We start from the raw sequence: 26,112 nt of genomic DNA on the forward strand, positions 1-26,112 counted from the left end.
CGAACGAGTTCGCAAGTCTCGCTGCCCCTCCCGCATGCGGGAGGGGCGACGCTTTCATTGGAGGACTGGGATGGCGACTTTGGTGCTGACGGTGGTCGGCGGGCTCGTTGGCGGGCCGGTGGGGGCGGCAATCGGCGCGACGCTCGGCCAGCATGTCGACGCCGCGATCTTCAAGCCGAAGGGGCGCGAAGGCCCGCGGCTGGCCGACCTCAAGGTTCAGGCATCGACCTATGGCCAGCAGATCCCGCAACTGTTCGGGACGATGCGCGTCGCGGGCAGCGTGATCTGGGCGACCGACCTGATCGAGCGGCGGACGAAGAGCGGCGGCGGCAAGGGGCGGCCGTCGGTGACCGAATATAGCTATTCGGTTTCGCTCGCGGTGGCGCTGTCGTCGCGGCCGATCCGCGCGATCCGGCGGATCTGGGCGGATGGCAATTTGCTGCGTGGGTCGAGCGGGACGTTCAAGGAGCGCTGCACCTTTCGCTGGTATCCGGGGGGCGAGGATCAGGCTGCCGACCCGCTCATTGCGTCGGCAGTAGGAATGGCCTCGGCGAGCGCGTTTCGGGGTACCGGCTATGCGGTGTTCGAGGAACTCGAACTGGCGAGCTTCGGCAATCGCATCCCGTCGCTGACCTTCGAGGTCGAGGCCGATGCCGGGCCGATCGACGCGGGTATGGTCGGCGATACCCTGCTCGGCGAGGCGGGGCTTTGCAGCGGTGGCTGGGCATTCGCGGGCTATGCCGCGTCGGGCGACCGGGCGCGCGATGCGCTGGCGCCGCTGTTCGAAGCCGACGCCATGCGGCTGGTCAGCGATCCGGGCGGATGGCATCTCGCCCCCGCAGGCATCGGCGCAGCCCCGGTCGCGCTTGCCGGTTTCCGCGAAACGCGGCGCGCCGAAACACAGGGCGACCGGGTCGAGCAAAACCGCGCGGCGCTGTCGTCGCTGCCTGGTATCATACGGCTGCGCCATTACGAGCCCGAGCGCGACTATCAGCTCGGTCAGCAGGCGAGCGCGGTCGCGGGCGGCGGGGTTCGCGAGGAGCGGATCGACCTGCCTGCGGTGCTAGCCGCCGGATCGGCGCGCGCTCTTGCGCAGCAGCTTGCGGCGGCGGCGACCGATGGCCGTGGAACGGTCGTCTGGCAGGCCGACCTTGGCGCGCTGGCGCTGCCCGTCGGCGGCGTCGTCACCCTGATCGATGGAAGCGGCTGGCGCGTGGCGAGCCGGTCGGTGCGTGCGAACGACGTGCGAATAGAGCTCCGGCGATACCAGCCGCTGACCGGCGGTTCCGTGGCGGCCGATCCGGGCGCGCCGGTGGTCCAGCCCGACTGGGCCGATGCGACCGGCACCGTGCATATGTTCGACTTGCCCAGCCTCGGCATAGCTGCCGCGCAGGCGCCGCGGCTCGTGGTCGCGGGAGCGGGCAGCAATGACGGCTGGCGCGGCGCCGACTGCTGGGTCGTGCCGATGCCCGGGGCCGAGCCGGTGCCCGCCGGCGCGCTGCGCCCGGCGGCGGCGCTCGGCGCGCTCGCCGAGCCGCTGGGCGCGGGAAGCGCCGACCTGTTCGATCTGGCCAATGCCGTCGTCGTCACGCTGGTCAATCCGGCGATGACGCTCGAGACGGTCGACGATGCGCGGCTGCTCGGCGGAGCAAACCGGGCGATGATCGGCGGCGAACTGCTGCAATTCGGCGTTGCCGAAGCCGTAACGCCCGGCGTCTGGCGCCTGTCGCGGCTGCTGCGCGGACGGGCGGGGAGCCATGCGGATGCGCATGCCGAGGGCGCGCCCTTCGCGATGATCGACGATCCGGCCTTGCTGCTGCTCTCCGACGACCTGGCGGCCTGGGCCGAAAGCGGCGCGGCGATCGTCCAGTGGGCGCCGCGCAACGGTACCGGTATCGAAGATATCGAGATGCCGGGCACGGCGCAGGCGTTGCGGCCGCTGGCGCCGGTGCATGCGCGTATCCGGCCCGACGGTTCGGGCGGTGTCGACATCGACTGGATTCGCCGCAGCCGCGCCGACCCGGGCTGGCGCGACCATGTCGATATTCCGCCGGGCGAAAGTCGCGAAGCATGGCGCGCCGAGCTGGTTCCCGCAGTGCCGGGGTTCGGGCCGTGGGAGCGGCCGTCGGCCAGCCTTCATCTCGAAGCCGCGATCATCGCGGCGCTACCGCCGGGATGCCACATCGAACTTCGCCAGATCGGTGACTTCGCGGTGTCGGCTCCACTCATCCTGCCCCTGACCTGAAAGGAAGATCTCATGCCCGCAACCCCTCGCTTTTCTTTGCCCCTGCTGGCGATGGCACAGGCGCAAAAGGAGGTTACGCACAACGAGGCGCTGACCTTGCTCGACGCGCTGGTTCATGCGGTGATCGAAGCCGGGCCGCAGGCCGACCCGCCGGCTACGCCGGTCGAGGGTTGCTGCTGGCTCGTCGGATCGGACGCTACGGCCGCGTGGGCGGGGAAGGAGGATGCGGTCGCGATCTGGACGTCGGGCGGCTGGCGATTCGTGCTCCCCCGCGCGGCGATGCGGGTGTCGCGTCTTGCCGATGGAGCATCGTTGCGGTTCGACGGCGAAAGCTGGGTCGAGCCGCCGTCGATCGCGGGCGCGGCGGGCGGGTCGACAATCGACTCAGAAGCCCGTAGCGTGCTCGCCGCACTGATTCTGCTGCTCGAGGCGCATGGTCTTCTGATTTCAGGCTGAATTTGCCTTTACTCGCATCAAAAGTGCGACTTTTTTACAACAGAATGGTGATTTGTTCGCTTGCGTGGAACCAAAGGCGCGGGTAGGACGTCTGGCGAGACGTATATCTCAATTGAAAGGGGAATTACTATGAGGAAGCTTGCCGTCGCTGTGGCGTTGGCCTCCACTGCCCTGGCGTCGCCTGCTCTGGCGCGCGACAACTCCTGGTATGTGGGTGTCGGTGGTGGTGCTATGATCGTCGAGGACATGGACCTCGACATCGGCGCTGTCGAAAATGCTGGCACGCTCGATCACCGGACCGGGTACGACTTCGAAGGCACTGTCGGTTATGACTTCGGCGGTTTCCGCGCGGAAGTCGAAGTCGGCTATCGCGAAGCCGATATCAAGGCCGGTACCTTCACCGTCGGAATCCCCAACGGGGTGCCCGGTGGTTCCTTCACCGGCAGCACGCCGCTGAACGGTGACTCGAACGCTCTGAGCTTCATGGTCAACGGTATGCTCGACTTCGGCGACGATGACGGCATCCAGGGCTTCATCGGCGGTGGTGCCGGTGTGGCTCGCGTTTCGGTCGAGCCGGTTTTCGCCGGTAACTTCCTCGACGATTCGGACACGGGCTTCGCTTGGCAGGCAATCGCCGGCGTTCGCGCGCCGCTGACCCGCAACATCGATGCCGGCCTGAAGTATCGTTTCTTCAACGTCAACGGTGTCGACCTGGTCGACCAGCTTGGCCGCGACGTTTCGACGCGCTTCCGTTCGCACTCGCTGCTCGGCACGCTGACGTTCAACTTCGGTGGCGCAGAGCCGGTTCCGGATGTGGCTCCGCCGCCGCCGCCGCCGCCTCCCCCGCCGCCGCCCCCGCCGCCCCCGCCGCCGCCGCCGGTGGTCTGTGCGCCCGGACCGTACATCGTGTACTTCGACTGGGATCAGTCGAACATCACGCCGGAAGCGGCTTCGACGCTCGACAACGCGATCAGCGCCTACAACCAGGGCTGCACGGGTACGCAGGTCATGCTCGCCGGTCACGCCGACCGTTCGGGTTCGGCCAAGTACAACGTCGGTCTGTCGGAACGCCGCAACACGGCGGTTCGCAGCTACCTGACCGCACGCGGTATCTCGGACAGCTCGATCAGCGCGCAGGCGTTCGGCGAAACCCGTCCGGCCGTTGCGACCGCCGACGGCGTCCGCAACGACCAGAACCGTCGCGTGGAAATCACTTACGGTCCGAACTCGGGCATGTAAGACCGGTTTCCGCTCCCGACAGGGACTGGAAGACAAAGAGGGGCGGTACCGAAAGGTGCCGCCCTTTCTTTATGCGCGCCGCCGGTTTGGCATGGTGGAGGGCCGAGGGCGCCGCGCTTTTTATTTGCGCTGCCGATAAAATGTTATACCATTACAAAGCGGGTTGCCGATTACCTGCAATGGATGCAGGGGACCGATCCGCAGCGCGGGGCTGGCGCGCGTCGATCTTGCCGAGCCGCCTCGCGCCCGAGAGGGAGAGAGACGATGCGCCGACGTCGCAGTGCTTTTCACCACAGTATCTTTCGCACCGATCCCAACGGCGATCCCGACATCAACACGACGCCGCTGATCGACGTGATGCTGGTGATGCTGGTGATGTTCATCATCACCATCCCGCCGCCGACGCACAGCGTCGATGTGATGCTGCCCACCGACGGGCGCGGAATTCCGGTCGAGGACAAGAATAGCGTGACGATCGATACCGCCGACGTCATTCGCTGGAACGACGAGGCTGTCGACCTGGCGGAGCTGAGCGCGTTGGTGAAGCAGGCGGCCAAGCGCCCCGAGCCGGCGACGATCCTGTTCGCGCCCGAGGCGCGGGCCCGCTATCTTCGCGTCGATGAAGCGATCGGGGCGATCCGCCGCAATGGCGGCAGCAAGATCGCCTTTCCGGGGATCGACCAATATCGTGAGCTGATCTGATCCGATATTACCCCGCCGCCCGCCGGGCGGCGGGAAGCCGATCCGTCAGGCGGCGGGGGCAGTTCCGGGGCGCAGATAGGCCATCATGTAACTGACATAGTCGGCTTTGCCGAGCGGCACGCCCATGTGGCGGAGGATGCCGTAGGCGGCGACGAGGTGGAAGTAATATTGCGGCTGCGCCCAGTCGCGCACGTAGGTGGCGGCGGTCATGTCGAACGCCATGCCGTTCGGCAGGTCGAAGCCGACCGCGCGATCGGGATCGCCATCGAGCGTCGCGCGTTCGATGGTTTCGAGCCATGCCAGCGTCGCGGCGATCTGTGCCTGCAAGCCCGCGAAGTCGGTGGCGTCCTCGTCCAGCATGGGAGCGCCACCCGCGCCGAGCCGCGTCGCCACTTGGATCGCCTGTCCGCATGAAAAGCGCACTTGCGAGGCGAGCGGGAACATGTCGGGCGCGAGGCGTGCGGCGATGAACTGCAGTTCGCCGATATCATTGTCGCGGCCCCATGCCAGCGCCTTGCCGAGCTGGCCCGACAGGGCCTTCAATCCGTTGATATAGGCGGGGACGGTAAGGTCGTAGAGCATGGCAAGGCGTCCTTTGAAGGGTGGCGGCAGGTTGGTTCTAGGCGGCGGCCAGATTGTCCTGGAACTGTAGCCGGGCAAGGCGGGCATAGAGGCCGTCGGCGGCGACGAGATCGTCGTGGCGGCCTTCCTCGACGATGCGCCCGTCGTCCATCACAACGATACGATCGGCGGCGCGGACGGTCGCGAGCCGGTGCGCGATGACGATCGTCGTGCGGTCGTGCATCAACGTTTCGAGCGCATCCTGCACGAGCTTTTCGGATTCGGCGTCGAGCGCCGAGGTCGCTTCGTCGAGCAGCAGGAGCGGCGCGCGGCGGAGCAGCGCGCGGGCGATCGCCACGCGCTGGCGCTGGCCGCCCGACAGCCGCGCGCCGCCTTCGCCCATGAAGGTATCGAGACCCTGCGGCAGCTTGCGGAGGAACTCCTCGGCATTGGCGGCGCGGGCGGCATCCCAGAGTTCCTCGTCGGTCGCGTTCCAGTTGCCGTAGCGCAGATTGTCGCGCGCCGACGCGGCGAAGATCACCGTTTCCTGCGGGACCATCGCGATGCGGGCGCGGATGTCGGCGGGGTCGGCATCGACGAGCGGTACGCCGTCGAGCAGCACTTCACCGCCCTGCGGATCGTAGAAGCGCTCGGCGAGCTGGAAGAGCGTCGATTTGCCGGCGCCCGACGGGCCGACGATCGCCACCGTCTCGCGCGGGCGGATCGCGAGGCTGAAACCATGCAGCGCCGGGGCATCGGGTCGGGTCGGATAGTGGAATTCGACATTCCTATATTCGAGCATGCCGATCATCGGATCGGGAAAGCGCTGCGGCTTCGCGGGCGCGGCGATGCTGGGTTCGGCATTCAATAATTCGCTGAGCCGCTCGGCGGCGCCGGCGGCACGAAGCAGGTCGCCATAAACCTCGGTCAGCGCGCCGAATGCGCCCGCGACAAGCCCGCCGGTGAGGACGAAGGCAGCGATCGTGCCGCCGGTAATCGTGCCTTCGGCAACGCCGACGGCGCCGTACCAGAGCAGGGTGGTGATCGCGCCGAACAGCAGGCCGATGACGATCGCGGTCATCGTCGCGCGCAGGCGGATGCGGCGCTTGGCGGTCGCGAAATTGGCCTCGACGGCGGTGGCGAAGCGCGCCGCTTCGCGGTCCTGCTGGCCAAAGGCCTGGACGATCTTCATCGCCCCGAGCTGTTCGGCGGTGGTCGCGCCGATGTCGGCGACGCGGTCCTGGCTCGATCGCGAGACATTCTGGAGCTTTCGCCCGAGCAGCACGATCGGCATGATGATCACCGGGATGCCGAGCAATATGCCGCCGGTGAGCTTTGGCGAGAGCGAGAAGAGATAGGCGATGCCGCCGATCCCCATCACGACGTTGCGGAGCGCGACCGAGACAGTGGTGCCGACGGTCTGTTCGATGATCGACGTGTCCGACGTCATGCGCGAGGCGATTTCCGACGGACGGTTTTCCTCGAAGAAACCGGGCGCGAGGCGGAGCAGATTCTGCTGTACCCCCTGGCGAATGTCGGCGACGGTGCGTTCGCCGAGCCAGCTCACGAAATAGAAGCGCAGCGCGGTGGCGATCGCGAGCAGCAGCACGATCACATAGAAGAAGCGGAAATGCGGACTGACATCGCCGCCGCCGGCGACGAAGCCGCTGTCGATCATTTCCTTGAACTGATACGGGATCGCCAGCGTCGCGATGGCGGCGACGCCGAGCGCGATCACCGCAATCAGGAGCTGTAACGGGTAACGGCTGGCATAGTGCCAGACCATGCGCAGACTACCGAGCTTGCGCGGGCGCTTGTCCTGCATTTCGCCCGGAACGGGCGGGGCGGGCTGGTCTGATCGTGTCGCCATTGCGCACGCCCTAGCAGCGGTCGCGGCGGCGCTCAACGCCGCAGAATGATGCGCCGCTTCAAGCGCTTTGAAGGGGAGCGCGATGATCGCCGCGCTCCCCATCCGTCAGCGGTTGTCGAGCTGGGCCCGCACGGCGCGCAGCCCGGCTTGCGAGATGCGGTACGGCGCACCGTTTTGCGACCCGATGAAACCGCGTTGGCGCAGCCGCCGGAACAGCGGCAGGTTCATATTGGCGAGGACGAAGCCGTCGCGGGTGAAGCACAGCGCCTCGACGATATCGCCCTCGTCATCGCGGCGATGACGGATCATGCCGCCTTGCGCCAGCACATGGAGCACGCGCTGCTCCGCTTTCGAAATGTTCATGGAATATGTCCGGGATTTTCAGCAACAGGGGCGCGCCAACCGCCGGGGTCGGCACGCACGCACATCCCGATGTCGCCGGGATGTTAGCGGTTGCCCGCAATCTCAGACATAATCACTCCGAAGGCGCATAATGCGCCGCGCGGGCAGGATATGAATAATTATCATCGCCTGCAAACGATTTTGATGCATTGCACAATGAAATGGATGGCCTAGACTGCCCCTAACGAACGGGCGCCCGCCAGAGAGCGTCGGGGCTGCGCAAGGAACGAACATCTATGCTGTATCACGCGTTTGAAATGCAGAAGAGCTGGCTTGCCGGGGCAAGCGCACTGGCGACCGCGGGCGCGCAGGTCATGCAACACCCCGCGAATCCGCTCGGTTATTTCGGCGGCAGCCCGATGTTCGCGTCCGCGCTCGAAGTCTTTGCCCATGCCGCGGCGCCGCGCGGCAAGCCGGGATTCGACCTTTACGAAACGACGGTCGATGGCGAACCGGTGCGCGTCACCGAAGTCGTCGAAGCGCGCAAGCCCTTCGGCCAGCTCAAGCATTTCAAGCACAAGGGCGCCAAGGATGCGCCCAAGCTGCTGATCGTCGCGCCGATGTCGGGCCATTATGCGACGCTGCTGCGCGGCACCGTCGAGCGCATGCTGCCCGGCCACGACGTGTGGATCACCGACTGGCGCGACGCGCGCAATGCGCCGCTGGAAGCGGGCAAGTTCGACCTCGACGATTATATCGATTATCTGATCTCGTGGCTCGAGCATATCGGGCCGGGCGCGCATATGCTGGCGGTGTGTCAGCCGTCGGTGCCGAGCCTCGCGGCAGCGGCCGTCATGGCGGCGAACAAGCACAAGTGCCGGCCGAAGACGCTGACGATGATGGGCGGCCCGATCGACACGCGCAAGGCGCCGACCGCGGTCAACGAACATGCGACGACGCGGCCCTATGCGTGGTTCCAGGAAAATGTCATCGCGACCGTCCCCGCCTATTATCCGGGGGCAGGGCGCCGCGTCTATCCGGGCTTCCTGCAACTCGCGGGCTTCATGTCGATGAACCTTGGCAATCATATGATGAGCCATTGGGAGATGTTCAAACACCTAGTCGACGGCGATGGCGAGAGTGCCGACAAGACCAAGGAATTTTACGACGAATATCGGTCGGTGTGCGACATGACCGCCGAATTCTACCTGCAGACCGTCGATGTCGTGTTCCAGCGCCACCTGCTGCCGAAGGGCGAGATGCTGCATCGCGGCCAGCCGGTCGATATCGGCGCGATCGAGGATATCGCGATCCTCGCGATCGAGGGCGAGCGTGACGATATTTCGGGGATCGGCCAGACCAAGGCGGCGCTGACGCTCGCCAAGGCGCTGCCGGCCGAGAAGAAGAAATATCTGATGGCGAAGGCGGTCGGCCATTACGGCATCTTTAACGGCCGCAAATGGCGCGAAGAGATTGCGCCGGTGGTCGAAGGGTGGATCCGCAGCAACGGCGGGTGAGGGTGGCTGCCGGTCGGTTTTAGCCTAAAGCCGCCCTCTCTTTCATCGTCACCCCGGACTTGATCCGGGGTCCCGCTTGACCTCATGAACTGCCGATGCCTCAAAAAAGCGGGATCCCGGATCAAGTCCGGGATGACGAAGGTGGATTGAGCAACGGCAGCTTCTCACCCCAAAGCAGAGCTTCCCGTTCAATGCCAAGGCGAGGTCCGGACGCTCCAGTAGACGATGTAAAGAAGTGCCGCCCACAGCAGCAGGATGAAGGCCATCCCGGCGCGGCTCGACGGGCGCTCGCTCGCGACCTCGGCGGCGGCGTGCAGTTCGGCCCATAGCGGATCGGGGATCAGACGGCGGACGAGCCACAGCCCGAGCGGGACGATGATCAGGTCGTCGAGCCAGCCGAGCACCGGGATGAAATCGGGTACCAGGTCGATCGGCGAGAGCGCATAGGCCGCGACCGCGACCGCGAGGAGGCGCGCCGACCACGGCACGCGCGGATCGCGGGCGGCGAGCCAGGCGGCATGCGCTTCGACTGCGAGCCGGTGGCCCAATTCGCCGATGCGTTCGGAAAGGGATTTGCCGGTCATCGCGATCTACACTAGCCTTCTGCGATGGCTATCCAACTGAAAAGCGCGCGTGTCGAACGCTGGCCCGTCGCGGGCTCCTTCGTTATCAGCCGCGGCGTGAAGACGCATGTCGATGTCATCGTTGCCGAAGTCGAAGGCTCCGAGGACACGGCGCGCGCGACGGGACGCGGCGAGGGGACCCCGGTCTATTATCTCGGCGAGGATGCCGCGTTATGCCGCGACCAGTTGCTGCGCGCCGCGCCGCACATCGCCGATCTGGGCGCCGCCGAAGCGCGGGTGGCGATACAGGAAATCATGGGGCCGGGGGCGGCGCGCAACGCGCTCGACTGTGCGCTCTGGGATCTCGAAGCGCGCCAACGCGGCCTGCGGCTCTGGCAATTGGCCGGGTGCGACGGCGCGCCGACCGCGCGCGTCACCGCCTATACCATCTCGCTCGGGACGCCCGGCGCGATGGCCGAGCAGGCCGCGACGGCCGAGGCCGACGGCTATTGCCTGCTCAAGGTCAAGCTGACCGGCGAAGACGACCGCCTGCGCGTCGCGGCGGTACGCAAAGGCGCGCCCGGGGCGCGGCTGATCGTCGATGCCAATGAAAGCTGGGGCGGGATCGACATATTGAGCGAGGCCGAAGCGCTTGCCGACATGGGAGTCGAGATGATCGAGCAACCGGTGCCGGTCGGCGCCGATGCGCTGCTCGATCCGATTTACGCGCCGGTGCCGTTCGTCGCCGACGAAAGCTGTCAGACCACGGCCGACGTGGCGCGAATCGGCACCTTTTACGACGGCGTGAATATCAAGCTCGACAAGGCGGGCGGGCTGACCGAGGCGCTGCGGCTTGCCGACGCCGCCGACGCGGCAGGGCTGTCGATCATGGTCGGGTGCATGCTGTGCACCAGCCTTGCGATCGCCCCCGCCTTCGTGCTGGCGCAGCGGGCGCGCTGGGTCGATCTCGACGGGCCGGCGCTGCTGGCACGCGATCGCGAGGCCGGGTTCGAGTTTCGCGAAGGGCTGATCGGGCCGCCGGTGCTGTAACCGCCCCCGTGCGAGGCAGGGGCGGGACATTTTACAGCGCCACCTCGGCGTGCTTGCCGAGATCGCCTTCCTTCATCGTCATCCCGGTCGCGAGCTTGAACATGCCCTTGATCCCGGGGTCGGCGGTCCAGATTTCGGCGTCGTCGAGGTCGAAGCGCAGGAGGACGAGCTTGGGGTCGTTCTTGCCGCCTTCGTACCAGGCCGCGATGCCGTTGTTCCACAGCCGGTCGAGCACGGCGCGGTCGGTTTCGTCGCGCAGCGTCCCCGAAATGCAGGCGAACAGGTCGTGCCCCTTCGACGCGAACTGCGCCATCGCGGGGCCGCCAGCGGCAAGGCGGTTGTCGGTTGCGGTGAAGAACCAGAAGGCGCTGTTCGCATCCTTGTCGAGCTGGGCGTTCATCGGGATATGGTGCGCGCGCTCGCCGGTCATGCCGACCATGACATAGGGGCTGTCGGCCAGCGCTTTCCAGAATTGCTTTTTAATGTCGTCGCTCATCGAAAGGCTCCTTCATGCCCCCCGATGCACGATCAACGCGGCAGACCGCCGGTTGTTGCCCGGTTCAGCGCGGCGCGGGCTCCGCATAGCTGACGACTTCATATTCGATGCCGTCGGGGTCGAAGAAGTAGAAGCGGCGGCCTGGCTCGTAATCGCCGTGGTTGAAGGGCAGGAGGCCGACGGCCTTCACGCGTGTTTCGACCGCTTCGAGGTCGTCGACCTGGACGCCGACATGGTTGAGCGGCTCGCCCTTCGGATAGCGGAGGCCGGTCTCGATGCCGCTCGGCGGTGTGTAGAGCGCGATATAGGCGCGGTCGCTGCCGACGTGGATCGTGTGGCCGCCGCTCTGCGCCGGACCGCGCCAGCGTTCGTGCCAGCCGAAGATGGCGATCATCAGCGAGGCGGTCCTTGCCGGATCGCTGACGGTCAGATTCACATGTTCGATGAAGGGGTGCGTCACTTGCTTGCTCCTGATTCGGGTTGACGCAGGACTTTTAGAAGCTCAAGTCAGCTTTAGATCAAGCCTTATTCGAAAGGGCGGCGCGAGCATGCACCGGCGCGACCTGATTGCCATCGGCGAACTTGCGGCACGCACCGGCGTGGCGGTGTCGGCGATCCGTTTCTATGAGGCGAAGGGGCTGATCGAGGCACTGCGCACCAGCGGCGGGCAGCGGCGTTTCCTGCGCGCCGACATCCGCCGCGTGTCGTTCATCCTGATCGCGCAGCAACTGGGGCTCAGCCTCGAGGAAATTGCCGGGGAGCTGGCGCGCCTGCCCGCCGGGCGGACGCCGAACGCCGCCGACTGGACGCGGATCAGCACCGGGCTGCGCGCGCGGATCGACGCGCAGATTGTCGCACTGGCGCGGACGCGCGAGCTGCTCGACAATTGCATCGGCTGCGGCTGCCTGTCGCTCAAGAAGTGCGGATTGTACAACCGCGAGGACAAGGCGGCGCAGCGCGGCGCGGGGCCGCGTTACCTGCTGGGCGACCGGGCGGGGGAGATTGCGGAGGTCGGGTGACGGCGGTTTTGGTGGCTGTGGGGTGGGGAACGGACGTTCCATACCCTACCCTCGTCATTCCCGCGAAAGCGGGAACCCAGTGTGGGGCAGGCCGACGCACGCTCTGGGTTCCCGCTTTCGCGGGAATGACGAAGTAAGGGACGTCCGCTTCCAGCCGTCAGCGGCCGATCAGACGGCGGCGAGCTTTTCGATCTCGGGCGCGCCGGCGAGGCAGGGGCCGAGACGTGCGCCGATGGTGCGGAAATGATCCGACGCGCGGTGCGCATCGACCGCCGCATCGTCGTCGTAGCATTCCATCACCTTGTACACGCCGGTCTCGTCCGTGCGAAACAGGCGGTAATAGCTGTTGCCGGGCTCGTTCGCGGCGACCGCAGGGGCAAGTTCGGCGAAGACGTCCTCGAATTCGGCTTCCTTGCCGGGCTGGACGCGAATGGTCGCGATGATGCCGATTGCACTCATGACAAATCCTCCGGTTGCAGATGGCCGGGGCCGGCCGACGGCCCGCCCCGGCGCATGCGTCAGAAAACCTCGAACAGGCCGGCCGCGCCCTGGCCGCCACCGATGCACATGGTGACGACGGCATATTTGACGCCGCGGCGCTTGCCCTCGATCAGCGCGTGGCCGACGCAGCGCGCGCCGGTCATACCGAAGGGGTGGCCGATCGAGATCGAGCCGCCGTTGACGTTGAGCAGCTCGTTCGGGATGCCGAGCTTGTCGCGGCAATAGAGCACCTGCACCGCAAAGGCTTCGTTGAGTTCCCAGAGCCCGATGTCGTCCATCTTGAGCTCGAAGCGTTCGAGCAGCTTGGGGATCGCGAAGACAGGGCCGATGCCCATTTCGTCGGGCTCGGTGCCCGCGACCGCCATGCCGACATAGCGGCCGAGCGGCTGGAGCCCGCGCTTTTCGGCGACCCTGGCTTCCATCACGACGCAGGCCGACGAACCATCGGCGAGCTGGCTGGCGTTGCCGGCGGTGATCGTGTGGCCTTCGCCCATCACCGGCTTCAGGCTGGCGAGCCCTTCGAGCGTCGTGTCGGCACGGTTGCATTCGTCCTTGTCGGCGACGACGTCCTTGAAGGTGACTTCCTTGGTTTCCTTGTTCACCACCGCCATGGTCGCCGGGCAGGCGACGATCTCGTCGTCATATTTGCCTGCGGCCTGCGCGGCTGCGGTGCGCTGCTGCGACTGGAGCGAATATTCGTCCTGATATTCACGGCTGATGTTGTAGCGCTTGGCGACGACCTCGGCGGTGCCGATCATTGGCATATAGGTGGCCTCGTGCATCGCGATCAGCTCGGCATCGGTTTCGATGAACACCTTGCCGCTGCCGCTGACCTTCGAGATGCTTTCGATGCCGCCGGCGACGCAGATGTCCTGACGGTCGACGATGATCTGCTTCGCGGCGGTCGCGATCGTCATCAGGCCCGACGAGCACTGGCGGTCGATCGACATGCCGGGGACGGTGACGGGCAGGCCCGAGCGGAGCGCGATGAGGCGCGCGACGTTCATCGTCTGCGAACCCTGCTGCATCGCGGCGCCGAAAACGACGTCGTCGATCTCGCCGCCTTCGAGGCCGGCGCGCTCGACTGCGGCCTTCACCGAGAAGGAGCCGAGCGTCGGGGCGAGGGTGTTGTTGAACGAGCCGCGTGCCGCCTTGGTCAGCGGGGTGCGGGCGGTGGAAACGATGACGGCGTCACGCATGATGAAATTCCTCTTCGGTAAGCCTTGTGGATTCTTTGCCGGGGAGGGCAGCGTTCAAACGAAAAACTGGCTGATCCATTCGGCGATCAGGGCAGGCTTTTCCTCGCCCTCGATCTCGACGGTAACTTCATTGGTCTGCTGCCACTGGCCGGGGCGCTTCTCGTCCAGTTCGAGCAGTTTGATGTGGCTGCGCACGCGCTTGCCCGACCGGACGGGCGACAGGAAGCGGACCTTGTTGCAGCCGTAGTTGACGCCCATCTTGATGCCGCCGACCTTGGGGCCGTCGGTGCTCGCGCCGAGCAGCGGCAACAGCGACAGGGTGAGGAAACCGTGTGCGATGGTACCGCCAAAGGGCGTCAGTTTCGCCTTTTCCTCGTCGATATGGATGAACTGATGGTCACCGGTCGCGTCGGCGAACTTGTTGATCATCTCCTGATCGACAAGCACCCATTCGGACGTGCCGAGATGCTCACCGACCTTGGCTTGCAGTTCCTGCGGCGTGATCGTGGCCATATCTCATCCCCTGTAATCGCTGGTTCGGGGCGCGTTCTAGGCCTGTCTTGCCGCACGGCACAAGACCCTAGCCACCATGCCGCGGCGCCGTAGCGTCAGGCGGGCTTCGCGGCTTTTGCGGTGCGGGCCTTGGGCTCCGGGGACTCGGGATAGGGCATGATCATCGTGCCGTCGGGCGCCGACGTGAAGGTGGTCTGGGTCGGATAGGCGAATTCATATCCCGCCGCGGCCATCGCCTCGAACAGGCGGATCGCGACGTCGGTGCGCGCTGCGGTCACCACCTGATAATCCTCGCTATAGACGTCGAACAGCAATTCGAAGTCGAGGCTCGACGGCCCGAAGGTGACGAAGCTCGAACGGATGAACTCGTGGCCCGAAGCCTTTACCTGTTCCTCGAGCAAGGCCGGCAGGTCGCGGAGCATGGCGGGCGTCGTCTGGTAGATGACGCCGATCGCAAAGGTGATCCGGCGGCGGTGCAGATGCGCGAAGTTCGAGATCTCCTTGCTCAGGAGGTTGGTGTTCGACACGATCAAGAGCTCGCCGTTGATCGAGCGCAGCCGCGTGCTCTTTAGCCCGACGCGTTCGACCGTCGCAGTCGTCGTGTCCCATTTGATCGTCTCGCCGTTGCGGAACGGCCGGTCGAAGATGATCGACAGCGCCGCGAACAGGTCCGAGAAGATGCCCTGTGCGGCGAGGCCGATCGCGATGCCGCCGATGCCGAGACCGGCGACGAGGCCGGTGACATTGACCCCCATATTGTCGAGGATGACAATGGTCGCGATCGCGAACAGCGCGACGCTGATCAGCAGGCGGATGATGCCCATCGCATTGACCAGCGTCTCGTTATGTCCGTCGGAGGCGCGGCGCTGGATCAGCCCGAGAATGATCTCGCGCACCCAGATTGCGACCTGCAACACCACCGCGATGGTGAAGATCGTCTGGATGAGCTGCATGATTACGGCTGGCGGCTGCGCATAGCCCGCGACCGCGCGGATCGCGACGATCGCGAGCACGGCCGACTTGGTCTTGTGGATGACGCGCCCGACGATGTCGGTCAGGGTGAATTCGCCCGGCGCCGATTGCGCCCGCTTCAATGCAAAGCGGCGGATCATCGACAGGATGAAATAGATGGCGAGGCCCGCGCCGATTGCGATGCCGATCTGCAGCCAGTGGCTGTTGATCCAGGCGACGCTCGCGTCCCACCAATAGCGGAGGTCGGCGAGCGGATCGGTCGCGGGCCTGGTGGCCGTCTTCGTCGCGGCGGTCTTGGCGGCGGCAAGGATCGAGAAAGTCATGGGGGCCTTTGGGTCCTCGGGTCAGGCGGAACGCAGTAGCGCCGCAGCATCGGGCGCGCGTTCGAGATAGGTCAAAAATCCGCGCTCGTAACGCGAAAGATATTTGGTCGCGCGCGGCAGCGGTCCGGCAGCGGATGCGAAGTCGCCGCGTTCCTGCGCCGCGGCGATCATCGCCGGGTGGATATAGGCCTTGCGCGCGATCGCGGGCGTATTGCCGAGCCAGTCCGATACATGGGCAAGCAGCATCTTGAGCGTCGGCGGTTCGTCGGCGCCGTAAAGGAAGGCAAAGGCTGCGACACTCGCCGACCAGGTGCGGAAATGCTTGGCGCTGAACTCTTCCCCCATCGCGTCGCGGATATAGGCGTTGACGTCTTCGGAGCCGACCGCACAAAATTCGCCCTCATCGTCATATTGGAACAGCTTTTGCCCGGGCAGGTCCTGAAGGCGGCGGACGAGCGTGGTCAGGCTGCGGTCGCTGATCGTCACCACCCGCTCGGCGCCGCCCTTGGCGCGGTAATTGAGGCGGAGCGTGCGGCCGGTCAGGCTGGCGTGGCGCTGGCGCAGCGTCGTTGCGCCGAAGCTCTTGTTCGCGGTGACATATTCCTCGTTGCCGACGCGCAGTGCGGCGAGGTCGAGCAGCCGCACGACGGCGCCGACGACGCGTTCCTGGCACAGGGTGCGCCGCGCGAGGTCGTCGGCGAGACGCGCGCGCAGCAGCGGCAGCGCATGGCCGAAGGCGGCGCAGCGGTCATATTTGTCGGCTTCGCGCGCCAGCCGAAATTCGGGATGATAGCGATATTGCTTGCGCCCGCGCGCGTCGTAACCGGTCGCGAGGATATGGCCGTTCGGGGCTGGGCAAAACCATGCATCCTCATAGGCGGGGGGCAGGGCAACCGCGTTCAGCCGCGCGATCTCGTGCCGGTCGCGGATGAGCTTGCCCTTCGCGTCGCGATAGCGCCAGCCATCGCCGGCGCGCTCGCGGCCGATGCCGGGCAGGCTGTCGTCGACATGGATCAGGCGGACCGCGGGCATGGGGCTATAGCGCCCCGGCCGCAAGGAAGGTTCCGCGTCAGCCGGGGTTCGGTGTCGGGTGGCGGGCCGGTACCTGCGCGGGGCGCGCGGTCAGCGGGCGCCAGCCGGCCTCGCGCTCGCGGCGGCGGCAATAGGTCGAAAGCCCCATCTGCAGCGCGAGCATCATGTAGATGAAAGGCTGGAAGGCGATGCCGACGAACAGCGATCCGATCAGATAGGTGACATGGCCGTTTTGCAGCGCGGTCGCGAGCGGAGCGATCCATTGCTCCTCGGCGCGCCGCGTCTTGAGGTAGCGATGGCGGAGCCGCTCCATCTGGATCAGCCCGGTCAGGTGGAGGAGCAGCCACATCGCAAGGCCGGGATAGCCCTGTTCGCCGAGCATTTCGAAATAGCTCGAATGATAGGCGCGCGAATGCTCCTCATAGACCGAGGCTTCGGCATTTTGCGGGGCATTGGGATCGTAGGCGGTCGCCGCCTTTTCGACGCGGACCCGGTTCTGGATATAGGCGTTGAAGCCGCCGCCGAACGGGTTCTCCTTGGCATATTCCCACGTCCACATCCACACCGCGACACGCGTCGAGGCCGACTGGTCGGACTTGTGATCGCGGATCGTTTCCATGCGCTGCGTATAGCTTTGCGGCAGGAAGGGAATCGCCGCCGTGGCGAGCAGGCCGGCGCCGGCGATATAGAGGAAGCGGTGCTTGACCGACCGAAGAGACAGCACCGCGAGCACGACGAGGCATACGAGCCCGGTGCGCGCCTGCGTCCCGATCGGGAGCAGCGCGCAGGCAAAGACCAGCGCGAAACAGAAGAGCGAGACGCGCCAGTCGGGCGGAAAGATGGTGCCGTGGCGCCGGTACCAGAGGATGAGCGGGATGATCGCGATGCCGACGGTCGACATGATCGACCCTTCGTAGAGCCCGAAATTCTCGTTGAGCAGCAATTGCAGCGAGCCATAGCCGCCGCCGCCTGCGGCGGTCTTGATTCCGCCCGCGATCGCGATCGATGCAGCGGAAAGCAGCATGATCACGATCAGCGCCTCGATACGCAGCTTGGTGCGCAAGGTCAGCGGCAGGAAGATCGCCCAGACGAGCGCTTTCCACACCCAGCTCCATTTGTCCGCTGCCTCGACAGGGAAATCGGCCTGGATCGTCGTAATCCAGCAATAGATGAGGATCGCGAGCAGCAGGAACTGCCGCCCCGACCATCGCGTATCGCGCTTGTCGTCGACTGCGAGCCAGCCGAAGATCGCAAGCCCGAAGACGATCAGCGAGATCGGGATCGAGTTGATCAGGAAATAGCTGAGGCGCTGCGGCGCGACGATATCGATGTAGCAAAAGCACAGCACGAACAGGAACGGCTTGCGGAAACCGATCCCGATGAAAGCGAAAAGAAAGGCGACGAAGGCAATGTCACGCATCGCCGTCGGCCTCTCGCCTGGCTTCGGCGTCCTTGCGCTGTTGCCACAGCACGCGCGGGCTGACTTCGCGGTCGAGGTCGTCGCGATGCAGCAGGCGCCACAGCGCGATCGCCATCAGCACATGGGTGAGGCCAATCGAGAAATTGTCGACCATTCGGGCCTGACCTTGTCCTTTTCGGGCCCGGAAAGAGGGCCTTGTCACAGGCGCGTTACGATATTGGGGTTGACGCCGCGTTAAGCCTTGTCTGCCAATAGGCCGCATCATGACCCGGATATTGCACGTCCTCGATCATAGCCTGCCCGCGCACAGCGGCTACACCTTTCGCACGCGCGCGTTGATGAAGGCACAGGTCCGGAATGGATGGGAGGTTGCGGGCGTGACTGGCGTCCGCCATCCGGAACCCGGTCCGGACGGCGAGACGGTCGATTGGCTGACCTTTTATCGCACCCCGCCGATCGCGCCGGCGCGTTCGCCGATCCGCGAATGGCGCGAGATCGGCGCGCTGGCCAGACGGGTCGAGGCGCTGGCGCATGACTGGAAACCCGACCTGCTCCACGCCCATTCGCCCGTGCTCGACGGGCTTGCGGCGCTGCGCGTCGGCAAGCGTCTGGGAATCCCCGTAATCTATGAAATCCGGGCTTTTTGGGAAGATGCGGCGGTCGGTAACGGGACAGGGCGCGAAGGCAGCGCGCGGTACCGGCTGACCCGGCAGCTCGAGACCTGGGCCGCCAAGTCGGCGGATGCGGTCGCGGTGATCTGCGACGGGCTGCGCGGCGATCTGATCGCGCGCGGCATCGCTGCCGACAAGATTATCGTCTCGCCGAACGGCGTCGACCTCGACCTGTTCGGCGACCCGCCGCCGCGCGATGCGGGTTTGGCTGAGAGGCTTGGTCTGGCGCCCGACGATGCGGTGATCGGCTTTATCGGCAGCTTCTACGACTATGAAGGCATCGATGACCTGATCGCGGCGATGCCGGCGCTGGTCGCGGCGCAGCCGAAGGCGCGGCTGTTGCTCGTCGGGGGCGGTCCGATGGAAGTCGCGCTGAAAGCACAAGCCGCGGCATCGCCGGTGGCCGGCCATATCCACTTCGCCGGCCGCGTTCCGCATGAAGAGGTCGAGCTTTATTATTCGCTGATCGATATCCTTGCCTATCCGCGCAAGAAGATGCGACTCACCGACCTCGTCACGCCGCTGAAGCCTTTGGAAGCGATGGCGCAGGGCAAGCTGGTCGCGGCATCCGACGTCGGCGGCCACCGCGAACTGATCGAGAATGGCGTCACCGGCAGTCTGTTCGCACCCGACGATCCGGCTGCGATCGCCGCGAATCTGGCAGCGCTGCTCAAAAATCGGGACATCTGGGACGAGCGGCGGCGGACGGCACGTATTTTTGTCGAAACCCATCGTAACTGGTCATCAAACATTTTACGTTACGAGCCTGTTTACCAGCGATTGCTGCAACGGGACGGAAGCCCGCGCGCAGCATAGCGAGACGGAAGGACGCCGCGCCGCGCGGCGGCGGATTTGGAAGCAATATGGACGACGCCAGCGAAAAGACCGGAAAGGCCGTATGGGCCGCGCTGCTGCGCGGACTGCGCCCCGCCGTGCCGGCGGTGATCGGCGCCGCGGCGCTGACCTTCCTGTTCGCCGCGGTGATGCCGCTCGCCTGGGTCGCGGGAATCAGCTGGAATCTGTACCTCGATCGCCTCTCCGACCTGTTCCTGCCGCCGATCGGCAATGGCGGACGGCTGGCGATGGCGCTCGGCATGGCGGCAATCGCCGCCGTGGTCGCGGGCATCATTGCGTTGATGATCGCCGAGCCCGAAGCGACCGGGGTCGCGTCGCTGCGCCGCCGGATTCGCCGCCGTTCCGAAATCGATGAGGATACGGACGAGGTGTTGCGCCGCCGCCGCGTCGACCTGCATCCCGACGATCCGCCGCGCCCGCCGATTCGTGCCGGGCGCGACCTCCCCGCCGAGGGGTTGGGGCCGGTTGGCGCCTATAATGCCGCGATCGTAGCGGACGACGAAACCGAATTCGATCTGTCCTTTGCCGAACGGGCCGAGGACGAAGCCGATATCGGTTTGCCGGCTAGCGACGGTGACGAACTCGTCCTCGCCGATCTTGCGCCCGAACGCGCGGATCCCGAGTCCACCGGTGACGAACCCTGGCTTCAGCCCGCCGAACTGGCGGCGCCGATCATGCCCGACCCCGCCGACAAGAGCCTCGGCGCGATGGTCGCCCGTTTCGAGGCCGGGTTGGCACGCCGTCGTCAGCCACATGCGGAGCCCATTGCGGCTCCGGGCGCCGCCGTCACTGGCGCAGCCGTGGTGCACGACGAGCCGGAGGTCGATTTCGCGCTCGAGGCCGCGCTCAGCACCCTGCAACGGATGACCCGCAGCGCCGTCGGCTGACGAAGGTCAGTCCTCCACCGTCAATATCTCGATCCGCAAGGTGTCGGTCGGGCCCGCCGGTTCGACCGCGATATCGGCGACGATATGCCCGGCGAGCGTCCATTCGATTGCCGAGAGCCGGTCGCGCAGCGCCCGGCAAAGCAGAGGAATGTCGCCCACGGCGACGACGCACGGAAACAGATGCCGCGCTCCGACAAAATTGGCACTCGCCCACGGCCGGAGGGTCGAGGCACCGAGCGTCAGGCCATGTGGCAGTTCGCGCGCGAGCAGGCGGAACAGCCGGCGGTGCGGGCAGCCGGGGCGGGCGGGCGTGGCAGGCGACCAGCGGATCATGCTTGGGCTCCCGAATCGAGGGCGCGGGCGGCGCGTGTGCGGCGATCGCCTTGCGGCCGGACGTGGCCCGCGCGGCGTTCGGCACGCCATTTGTTCATGAAATGTTCCACACGGCACTGGACATCGAGTCCAGCTTCGCGTCCGCCGCGCAGGTCGCTGACCAGCCGCGGATCGTGCACCGCGGCGCGCCCGAATACGCTGGGCGGCATCGCCGATTCGTGCAGGAAAGTCTCGATCCGTTGCAGCAGGCTGCGCTTCATAATTTCCTCCCTTTTCCGCCCATCGGATGGACGACTCGTCAAATAGGATATTTCCTATCTGAGCAGAATTTTCCTACTTGTCTAGGAAAAATCCTATTGCTAAAGACGAAATAGGAAGGACCAACCCAGTGGCCGATTTACCCGACGATCCACGTGCCGCGCTCGACAGGCTCTTGCAGGAAAAGGGTGTCGATTATGCGCAGCTTTCGGCGCGCATCGGACGCAACCCCGCCTATATCCAGCAGTTTATCAAGCGCGGGTCGCCGCGGCGGCTGGCCGAACAGGACCGCGCGCGCATTGCCGCCTATCTGGGGGTATCGGAAGCGTTGCTCGGCGGCGCGCTACAGCGCGTCGCGGTGCCTTCGCGCGCGCGCGCCGCCGATATGGTGCTGGTGCCCAAGCTCGCGATCGGTGCCTCGGCGGGCGCCGGGGCCAGCGTCGACGGCGAGCCGGTCGAGGGCGAGGTGGCATTCGACCCCAAATGGTTGCGCGGGCTCGGCGCCGATCCGCGTGCGCTCAGCATCATCCGGGTCGAGGGCGATTCGATGGCGCCGACGCTGAACGACGGCGACGACATATTGGTCGACGGCGGCGATGCGGCCGGCCGGCTGCGCGACGGCATCTATGTGCTGCGCATGGACGATGTGCTGATGGTGAAGCGCATCGCGCGCGCGCCGGGGCAGGGGCGAATTTCGGTGATCAGCGACAATCCGCATTATCGCAGCTGGGACGACCTGCCGATGGCGGCGGTGCAACTGGTCGGGCGCGTCGTGTGGACGGGGCGGCGGGTGCGCTGAGGTTCGCCGGCTAACGCGGATGGCGGCACCGGCCCGCTCCCCCACCGGCCTCCCTAGGTTACTATCGTTGGGGAGGCCGGTGGGGGAGCGGGCCGGTGCCGCAATATCGTCAATAAGGCGTCGCCATCTCCGCTTCGATCTCGTGGTCGAGCACTTCGGCGCGCTGGCATTGCGCCTGATCGCCGTTCCGGCATTTCTGCGTCGCCTTGTCGCGTTCGCGCGACAGCTTGCCGACGCGCTCCTCGCGCTTGCGCAGCTCGCGGCCGCGATTGCGGTCGGACTCATCCTGGCTCGTCGTCGACCAGTCGGCGACCTGCCCGACCGCCTTGACCGGCGCGGTAACGACCGACTTGACCGCCCCGACACAGCCGCCGAGCAGCGGTGCCATCAGCACTGCGATAATCAGGGTGCGCATTTCGTCCTCCTCGGTGTCGGTCGGCCATCGCATAGCAGCGCCGATGTGAACAGGATATTGCGATGAGCGGTCCACTGTATTGGTATCTGTCATATCACTGAAACAATTGGTTAAATTTCTGTTTACCATCAAGGGCTAGGCGATGCGAACCCGTTGCCGCAGACCGAAGAGATATGATGACCCTCGCGCTCCCCGACCTTGTTCCATTTTCCAGTCACAGGGCGGCGGTCGGCGTCGATGCGCATCTGTCCGAGGTCATCGATATTTTTCGCGGCAATTCGCAGCTCCGCATTCTGGCGGTGCTCGACAAGGAAGATCGGCCGGTCGGTATTATTCGGGAGCAGCGGGTGCGCGAATTGCTGTTCTGTCCCTATTGGTTCTCGCTGATGCAGAATCCGACGATTGGCGGTTCGATTGCGACGATGATCGAGCCCTGTCTGACCGCGAGCGTCACCGAATCGACGGCCTGCCTGCTGCGTATTTCGTCGGCATCGCCCGGACACGAAGGGCTGGTGCTCGTCGACGATGGCCGTTTCGTCGAGACGCTCGACAGCGGCCAGATCGCCCGGCTGGCGATGCTCCGCGAAATGGAACTGGCGCAGGAACGCACCGCCCGCGCGGGCCGCGTCGGTGATGCCGGACGGCAATTCCAGCAGGAAATCGCGACGCTCACCGACGTGCTTTCCGACATGGCGCGCGAGGCCGAGACGGTGGCGCTGCACCTGTCCGAACGCGCGCAGCGGACCGGACGCGATGCGGTTTCGGTCGCGGGCGCCACCGCACAGACGTTGGCGGGGCTCAAATCGCTCGGCGAGCGTGGCCATGCGCTTGCGGCGGCGATGGCGCAGATCGTCGACGATGGCCGCCGCGCGCGCGACGCCCGGCAGGAAGCGCGCATCACCATCGCTCAGGCCGGCGACCGCGCCGCCGCGCTCCGGGCGGCGAGCCAGTCGATCGAACAGATGCTGGCGCTGATCGTCGATATGGCGAGCCGGACGAATATGCTCGCGCTCAACGCCGGCATCGAGGCGGCAAGGGCGGGCGATGCGGGTCGCGGCTTTGCCGTGGTCGCGACCGAAGTGAAGACGCTGGCGCGCCAGACGCGGTCGGCGGCGGGCGATATAACCCGATATGTCGATCGCATCCGCGCCGTCATCGACGAGGTGAACGATGGTTTCGACGAGGTCGAAAGCGCGATCAGCGCCAATAACGGCTTTTCCGACGCGATCGACCGGGCCGTCGACGGCCAGAGCGCGACGACGCTGACGATCGCAAGCTATGTCGAGCAAGCGCTGTCGGCGGGCCGAGAAATCGACGTCCGGGCGCTCGATATCAGCCGCGGTGCACTTGCCGTGGAAGGCGGCGCCGAAACGCTCGGGCAACTCTCCTCGCGTCTGACGCATGCGGTGCAGTCGCTGCATCAGCGCACGCACCGTTTCATCGACACGGTGGCCGCGGCGTGATCGCCGCGCCCGGCCGCGGCCGGGCCCGAAGGCCTGCCGTTACAAGGGCTTGCCGCCCCGTTTCCTGCTGCTAGACTGCCCCGCGCGCCGGGGGCGCTCATGGCCGCCGGCGGGGAGGAGGGTCATATGACGAATATGCAAAAAGGGCTCGCCGAGTTCATCGGCACCTTCTGGCTTGTCTTCGGTGGCTGCGGCAGCGCGGTGCTGGCGGCGGGGGTGCCCGACGTCGGCATCGGATATCTCGGCGTGTCGCTGGCTTTCGGTTTGACCGTGGTGACGATGGCATATGCGATCGGCCATATTTCGGGCTGCCATCTCAACCCCGCGGTAACGGTGGGCTTGTGGGCCGGCGGGCGTTTCGATGCGCGCGACATCCCGCTTTATGTGGTTGCACAGGTGCTCGGCGCGGTCGTTGCGGCCTTTCTGCTCTTCTATATCGCCAGCGGTACGCCGGGCTATGATCTCGCGACCAATGGCCTTGCCGCCAACGGGTTCGGCGAAGGGTCGCCCGGCGGCTACGACCTCTGGTCGGGCCTGCTGATCGAGATTTTGCTCACCGCCTTCTTCCTGTGGATCATCATGGGGTCGACCGACGGCCGCGCGCCGGCAGGCTTCGCGCCGATCGCCATCGGGCTTGCGTTGACGCTGATCCACCTGATTTCGATCCCGGTGACCAACACCTCGGTCAACCCGGCGCGCAGCACCGGACCGGCTTTGGTCGTCGGCGGGCTGGCGCTGCACCAGCTCTGGCTGTTCTGGGTCGCGCCGGTGATCGGCGGGCTGGCAGGGGGCTGGCTCTATCGCACCGTCGGTGCGGATCGTTTCCCCAAGCCGAATATCGAAGGCGAGTAAAAGGCGGAGCGCCGGCCGGGCCGTTTCCGGCCGGCGCCGCCTATTTCAGCAGGTCGACGGCGAAGGCGCGGACGTCGGCCGCCATGTCGGGGCGGGCGAGCGCGACCGCAAGGTTCGCCTGGATATAGCCGGCCTTCGACCCGCAGTCATAACGCGTGCCGTCGAAGGTCACGGCGTGGAAGGGCTGCTTGCCGATCATCGTCGCCATCGCGTCGGTGAGCTGGATCTCGCCGCCGGCGCCCTTTTCCTGCCGTTCGAGTACGCGCATCACTTCGGGCTGGAGGATGTAGCGGCCCGAGATGATGAGGTTCGACGGGGCGTCGGCGACCGCCGGCTTTTCGACCAGTCCTTTGACTTCGGTGAGGGCGCCGTCGGCCTTGCCGGGGGCGATGACACCGTAGCTCGATACCTGCGCGCGCGGAACTTCGAGCACCGAGATGAGGTTGCCGCCGACGCGATGGTAGGCGTCGACCATCTGTTTCATGCAGCCGGGCGAGCCGTGCATGAACTCGTCGGGCAGGAAGATCGCAAAGGGTTCGTCGCCGACGATATCGCGCGCGCACCAGATGGCGTGGCCGAGGCCCATCGGTTCCTGCTGCCGGACATAGGCACAATTGCCGGGGCCGAGCCGCGTCGGTTCGAGCACCGACAGATCCTTGCCGCGTTCGGACATCGTCTTTTCGAGTTCGAAGGCGATATCGAAATGATCCTCGATCGCGCTCTTGCCGCGGCCGGTGACGAAGATCATCTGCTCGATCCCCGCCTCGCGCGCCTCGTCGACCGCATATTGGATCAGCGGCCGGTCGACGACGGGCAGCATTTCCTTCGGGATCGCCTTGGTCGCGGGCAGGAATCGCGTGCCGAGTCCGGCGACGGGAAAGACGGCTTTGCGGATCGGCTTCAGCATCGACAGCGGCTTAGCCGTGAACGCCGGGCAAGGAAAGGCCGGTGCTTTCGTCGAAGCGGCACCGGCCCGCTCCCCCACCCGGCCTCCCTAGGTTACTATCGTCGGGGAGGCCGGGAGGGGGAGCGGGCTGGTGCCGAAACGCCGTTACGGCGTGACGATCACGACGACGCGGCGATTGTCCTGGCGCCCGTCGGCGGTGGCGTTGCTCGACAGCGGCAGCGTTTCGCCGCGGCCGACGATCTGGTCGGCGGTCAACTGCATGCCGTTTGCCTGCATCGGTGCCGCGACCGCCTGTGCCCGCGCCTGCGACAGCGTCAGATTATAGGCGGCGGTGCCGACTGAATCGGTATGGCCTTCGACGCGAGCGGTCATGATGCCGACCGAGACGAGCCGCGCCGCCATCGCGCCGATCCGCTGTTGCTGGTCGTCAGAAATGCCGCTTTCGTTCGTCGCGAAAAGCAGCCGCTCGGGCATGTTCAACTGCCAGTCGAGGCCGGTTTCGACGAAGCCCTCGGACTGGAGCACGGCAATCTGGGCCGGGCTGAAGCCGGTCTGTGGCGGCGTGCTTTGGCAGGCCGCCAGCAGCAACGCGAAACAAGCAATGAAGAAGAGGCGGATGTTGTACGCAAAGGGGTAAGTCACAATTTCACTC

General features: G+C 66.0%; 30 protein-coding genes. 12 read left to right on the top strand and 18 right to left on the bottom strand.

Going from position 1 to position 26,112, the window contains the following annotated elements; genetic code table 11:
- Window positions 1–70: 70 nt before the first annotated feature.
- From V6U71_RS01095 to V6U71_RS01110, 4 genes are all read left to right on the top strand, one after another.
- Window positions 71–2,245 (top strand): phage tail protein, encoded by a 2,175-nt coding sequence (locus tag V6U71_RS01095; RefSeq protein ID WP_411340594.1) that lies wholly within the window; start codon window positions 71–73, stop codon window positions 2,243–2,245.
- A 51-nt stretch (window positions 2,246–2,296) separates the two neighbouring features.
- Entirely contained in the window at window positions 2,297–2,701 is a 405-nt protein-coding gene (locus V6U71_RS01100; RefSeq protein ID WP_411340595.1) for a DUF2793 domain-containing protein, read from the top strand.
- Window positions 2,702–2,830: 129 nt separating this feature from the next.
- Window positions 2,831–3,940: an OmpA family protein gene (locus tag V6U71_RS01105; protein WP_411340596.1), complete on the top strand. Its 1,110-nt coding sequence runs from the start codon at window positions 2,831–2,833 to the stop codon at window positions 3,938–3,940.
- 264 nt (window positions 3,941–4,204) lie between these two features.
- A complete protein-coding gene (locus V6U71_RS01110) occupies window positions 4,205–4,642 on the top strand; it encodes an ExbD/TolR family protein (RefSeq protein WP_411340597.1) in 438 nt (145 codons plus the stop codon).
- Window positions 4,643–4,687: 45 nt separating this feature from the next.
- Here the strand turns inward: V6U71_RS01110 and V6U71_RS01115 are convergent, their stop codons facing one another.
- The 3 genes from V6U71_RS01115 to V6U71_RS01125 form a co-directional block, all read right to left on the bottom strand.
- Window positions 4,688–5,224 carry a DUF1993 domain-containing protein gene (locus V6U71_RS01115; protein ID WP_411340598.1) on the bottom strand — a complete coding sequence of 179 codons (537 nt, stop codon included), beginning with the start codon at window positions 5,222–5,224 and terminating at the stop codon, window positions 4,688–4,690.
- Window positions 5,225–5,261: 37 nt separating this feature from the next.
- Window positions 5,262–7,073, bottom strand: a complete 1,812-nt coding sequence (locus tag V6U71_RS01120) for an ABC transporter transmembrane domain-containing protein (protein WP_411340599.1) — start codon at window positions 7,071–7,073, stop codon at window positions 5,262–5,264.
- Between the two features lie 105 nt (window positions 7,074–7,178).
- Window positions 7,179–7,436 carry a YjhX family toxin gene (locus tag V6U71_RS01125; RefSeq protein ID WP_411340600.1) on the bottom strand — a complete coding sequence of 86 codons (258 nt, stop codon included), beginning with the start codon at window positions 7,434–7,436 and terminating at the stop codon, window positions 7,179–7,181.
- A gap of 275 nt (window positions 7,437–7,711) precedes the next feature.
- On the opposite strand from V6U71_RS01125, the gene V6U71_RS01130 reads away from it, so the two are divergent.
- On the top strand, window positions 7,712–8,932 hold the full coding sequence (locus tag V6U71_RS01130) for a polyhydroxyalkanoate depolymerase (RefSeq protein WP_411340601.1): 1,221 nt from the start codon (window positions 7,712–7,714) through the stop codon (window positions 8,930–8,932).
- Between the two features lie 188 nt (window positions 8,933–9,120).
- Here V6U71_RS01130 and V6U71_RS01135 read toward each other — a convergent pair whose 3' ends face one another.
- Window positions 9,121–9,516, bottom strand: coding sequence for a YkvA family protein (locus V6U71_RS01135; protein ID WP_411340602.1), 396 nt, complete (start codon window positions 9,514–9,516; stop codon window positions 9,121–9,123).
- Between the two features lie 24 nt (window positions 9,517–9,540).
- On the opposite strand from V6U71_RS01135, the gene V6U71_RS01140 reads away from it, so the two are divergent.
- Window positions 9,541–10,545 (top strand): dipeptide epimerase, encoded by a 1,005-nt coding sequence (locus tag V6U71_RS01140; protein WP_411340603.1) that lies wholly within the window; start codon window positions 9,541–9,543, stop codon window positions 10,543–10,545.
- Window positions 10,546–10,576: 31 nt separating this feature from the next.
- On the opposite strand, the gene V6U71_RS01145 is transcribed toward V6U71_RS01140, so the two are convergent.
- Window positions 10,577–11,041 carry a pyridoxamine 5'-phosphate oxidase family protein gene (locus V6U71_RS01145; RefSeq protein WP_411340604.1) on the bottom strand — a complete coding sequence of 155 codons (465 nt, stop codon included), beginning with the start codon at window positions 11,039–11,041 and terminating at the stop codon, window positions 10,577–10,579.
- Window positions 11,042–11,105: 64 nt separating this feature from the next.
- Window positions 11,106–11,501: a VOC family protein gene (locus V6U71_RS01150; RefSeq protein ID WP_411340605.1), complete on the bottom strand. Its 396-nt coding sequence runs from the start codon at window positions 11,499–11,501 to the stop codon at window positions 11,106–11,108.
- Window positions 11,502–11,589: 88 nt separating this feature from the next.
- Between V6U71_RS01150 and soxR the strand changes: the two genes are divergently transcribed.
- Complete coding sequence (soxR, locus tag V6U71_RS01155) at window positions 11,590–12,060, top strand: redox-sensitive transcriptional activator SoxR (protein ID WP_411340606.1); 471 nt, start codon at window positions 11,590–11,592, stop codon at window positions 12,058–12,060.
- Window positions 12,061–12,228: 168 nt separating this feature from the next.
- On the opposite strand, the gene V6U71_RS01160 is transcribed toward soxR, so the two are convergent.
- From V6U71_RS01160 to V6U71_RS01190, 7 genes are all read right to left on the bottom strand, one after another.
- Window positions 12,229–12,519 carry a putative quinol monooxygenase gene (locus V6U71_RS01160; RefSeq protein ID WP_411340607.1) on the bottom strand — a complete coding sequence of 97 codons (291 nt, stop codon included), beginning with the start codon at window positions 12,517–12,519 and terminating at the stop codon, window positions 12,229–12,231.
- A gap of 59 nt (window positions 12,520–12,578) precedes the next feature.
- Entirely contained in the window at window positions 12,579–13,760 is a 1,182-nt protein-coding gene (locus V6U71_RS01165) for an acetyl-CoA C-acyltransferase (RefSeq protein WP_411340608.1), read from the bottom strand.
- 54 nt (window positions 13,761–13,814) lie between these two features.
- Window positions 13,815–14,273, bottom strand: coding sequence for a MaoC family dehydratase (locus V6U71_RS01170; RefSeq protein ID WP_411340609.1), 459 nt, complete (start codon window positions 14,271–14,273; stop codon window positions 13,815–13,817).
- Between the two features lie 95 nt (window positions 14,274–14,368).
- A complete protein-coding gene (locus tag V6U71_RS01175) occupies window positions 14,369–15,568 on the bottom strand; it encodes a mechanosensitive ion channel family protein (protein WP_411340610.1) in 1,200 nt (399 codons plus the stop codon).
- Between the two features lie 21 nt (window positions 15,569–15,589).
- The gene (locus tag V6U71_RS01180) at window positions 15,590–16,600 is read right to left on the bottom strand and encodes a DNA topoisomerase IB (protein ID WP_411340611.1); all 1,011 of its coding nucleotides are present in this window, start codon (window positions 16,598–16,600) and stop codon (window positions 15,590–15,592) included.
- Window positions 16,601–16,637: 37 nt separating this feature from the next.
- Entirely contained in the window at window positions 16,638–18,020 is a 1,383-nt protein-coding gene (locus V6U71_RS01185) for a putative O-glycosylation ligase, exosortase A system-associated (protein ID WP_411340612.1), read from the bottom strand.
- Entirely contained in the window at window positions 18,013–18,174 is a 162-nt protein-coding gene (locus V6U71_RS01190) for a hypothetical protein (RefSeq protein WP_167346263.1), read from the bottom strand. The genes V6U71_RS01185 and V6U71_RS01190 overlap by 8 nt, the downstream gene beginning before the upstream one ends.
- Window positions 18,175–18,283: 109 nt before the next feature.
- Here V6U71_RS01190 and V6U71_RS01195 point away from each other — a divergent pair, with 109 nt between their 5' ends.
- Together V6U71_RS01195 and V6U71_RS01200 are read left to right on the top strand one after the other, a co-directional pair.
- The gene (locus V6U71_RS01195; RefSeq protein WP_411340613.1) at window positions 18,284–19,507 is read left to right on the top strand and encodes a TIGR04063 family PEP-CTERM/XrtA system glycosyltransferase; all 1,224 of its coding nucleotides are present in this window, start codon (window positions 18,284–18,286) and stop codon (window positions 19,505–19,507) included.
- 47 nt (window positions 19,508–19,554) lie between these two features.
- Window positions 19,555–20,433 (top strand): hypothetical protein, encoded by an 879-nt coding sequence (locus V6U71_RS01200; RefSeq protein ID WP_411340614.1) that lies wholly within the window; start codon window positions 19,555–19,557, stop codon window positions 20,431–20,433.
- A 6-nt stretch (window positions 20,434–20,439) separates the two neighbouring features.
- On the opposite strand, the gene V6U71_RS01205 is transcribed toward V6U71_RS01200, so the two are convergent.
- Both V6U71_RS01205 and V6U71_RS01210 read right to left on the bottom strand, forming a co-directional pair.
- On the bottom strand, window positions 20,440–20,766 hold the full coding sequence (locus tag V6U71_RS01205) for a hypothetical protein (protein ID WP_411340615.1): 327 nt from the start codon (window positions 20,764–20,766) through the stop codon (window positions 20,440–20,442).
- Window positions 20,763–21,026 (bottom strand): hypothetical protein, encoded by a 264-nt coding sequence (locus tag V6U71_RS01210; protein ID WP_411340616.1) that lies wholly within the window; start codon window positions 21,024–21,026, stop codon window positions 20,763–20,765. The genes V6U71_RS01205 and V6U71_RS01210 overlap by 4 nt, the downstream gene beginning before the upstream one ends.
- Before the next feature lie 128 nt (window positions 21,027–21,154).
- Here V6U71_RS01210 and V6U71_RS01215 point away from each other — a divergent pair, with 128 nt between their 5' ends.
- Entirely contained in the window at window positions 21,155–21,823 is a 669-nt protein-coding gene (locus V6U71_RS01215) for a S24 family peptidase (RefSeq protein ID WP_411340617.1), read from the top strand.
- Between the two features lie 109 nt (window positions 21,824–21,932).
- On the opposite strand, the gene V6U71_RS01220 is transcribed toward V6U71_RS01215, so the two are convergent.
- Window positions 21,933–22,238 (bottom strand): hypothetical protein, encoded by a 306-nt coding sequence (locus tag V6U71_RS01220; RefSeq protein ID WP_411340618.1) that lies wholly within the window; start codon window positions 22,236–22,238, stop codon window positions 21,933–21,935.
- A gap of 176 nt (window positions 22,239–22,414) precedes the next feature.
- Here V6U71_RS01220 and V6U71_RS01225 point away from each other — a divergent pair, with 176 nt between their 5' ends.
- Both V6U71_RS01225 and aqpZ read left to right on the top strand, forming a co-directional pair.
- On the top strand, window positions 22,415–23,701 hold the full coding sequence (locus tag V6U71_RS01225) for a methyl-accepting chemotaxis protein (RefSeq protein WP_411340619.1): 1,287 nt from the start codon (window positions 22,415–22,417) through the stop codon (window positions 23,699–23,701).
- Window positions 23,702–23,827: 126 nt separating this feature from the next.
- Window positions 23,828–24,553, top strand: coding sequence for an aquaporin Z (gene aqpZ / locus V6U71_RS01230; RefSeq protein WP_411340620.1), 726 nt, complete (start codon window positions 23,828–23,830; stop codon window positions 24,551–24,553).
- A gap of 40 nt (window positions 24,554–24,593) precedes the next feature.
- On the opposite strand, the gene galU is transcribed toward aqpZ, so the two are convergent.
- Both galU and V6U71_RS01240 read right to left on the bottom strand, forming a co-directional pair.
- Entirely contained in the window at window positions 24,594–25,460 is an 867-nt protein-coding gene (galU, locus tag V6U71_RS01235; protein ID WP_411340621.1) for a UTP--glucose-1-phosphate uridylyltransferase GalU, read from the bottom strand.
- A gap of 144 nt (window positions 25,461–25,604) precedes the next feature.
- Window positions 25,605–26,102 carry an OmpA family protein gene (locus V6U71_RS01240; RefSeq protein WP_411340622.1) on the bottom strand — a complete coding sequence of 166 codons (498 nt, stop codon included), beginning with the start codon at window positions 26,100–26,102 and terminating at the stop codon, window positions 25,605–25,607.
- Window positions 26,103–26,112 lie beyond the last annotated feature (10 nt).

It is taken from the genome of Sphingopyxis sp. J-6, assembly GCF_046603995.1.
Classification (GTDB): domain Bacteria; phylum Pseudomonadota; class Alphaproteobacteria; order Sphingomonadales; family Sphingomonadaceae; genus Sphingopyxis.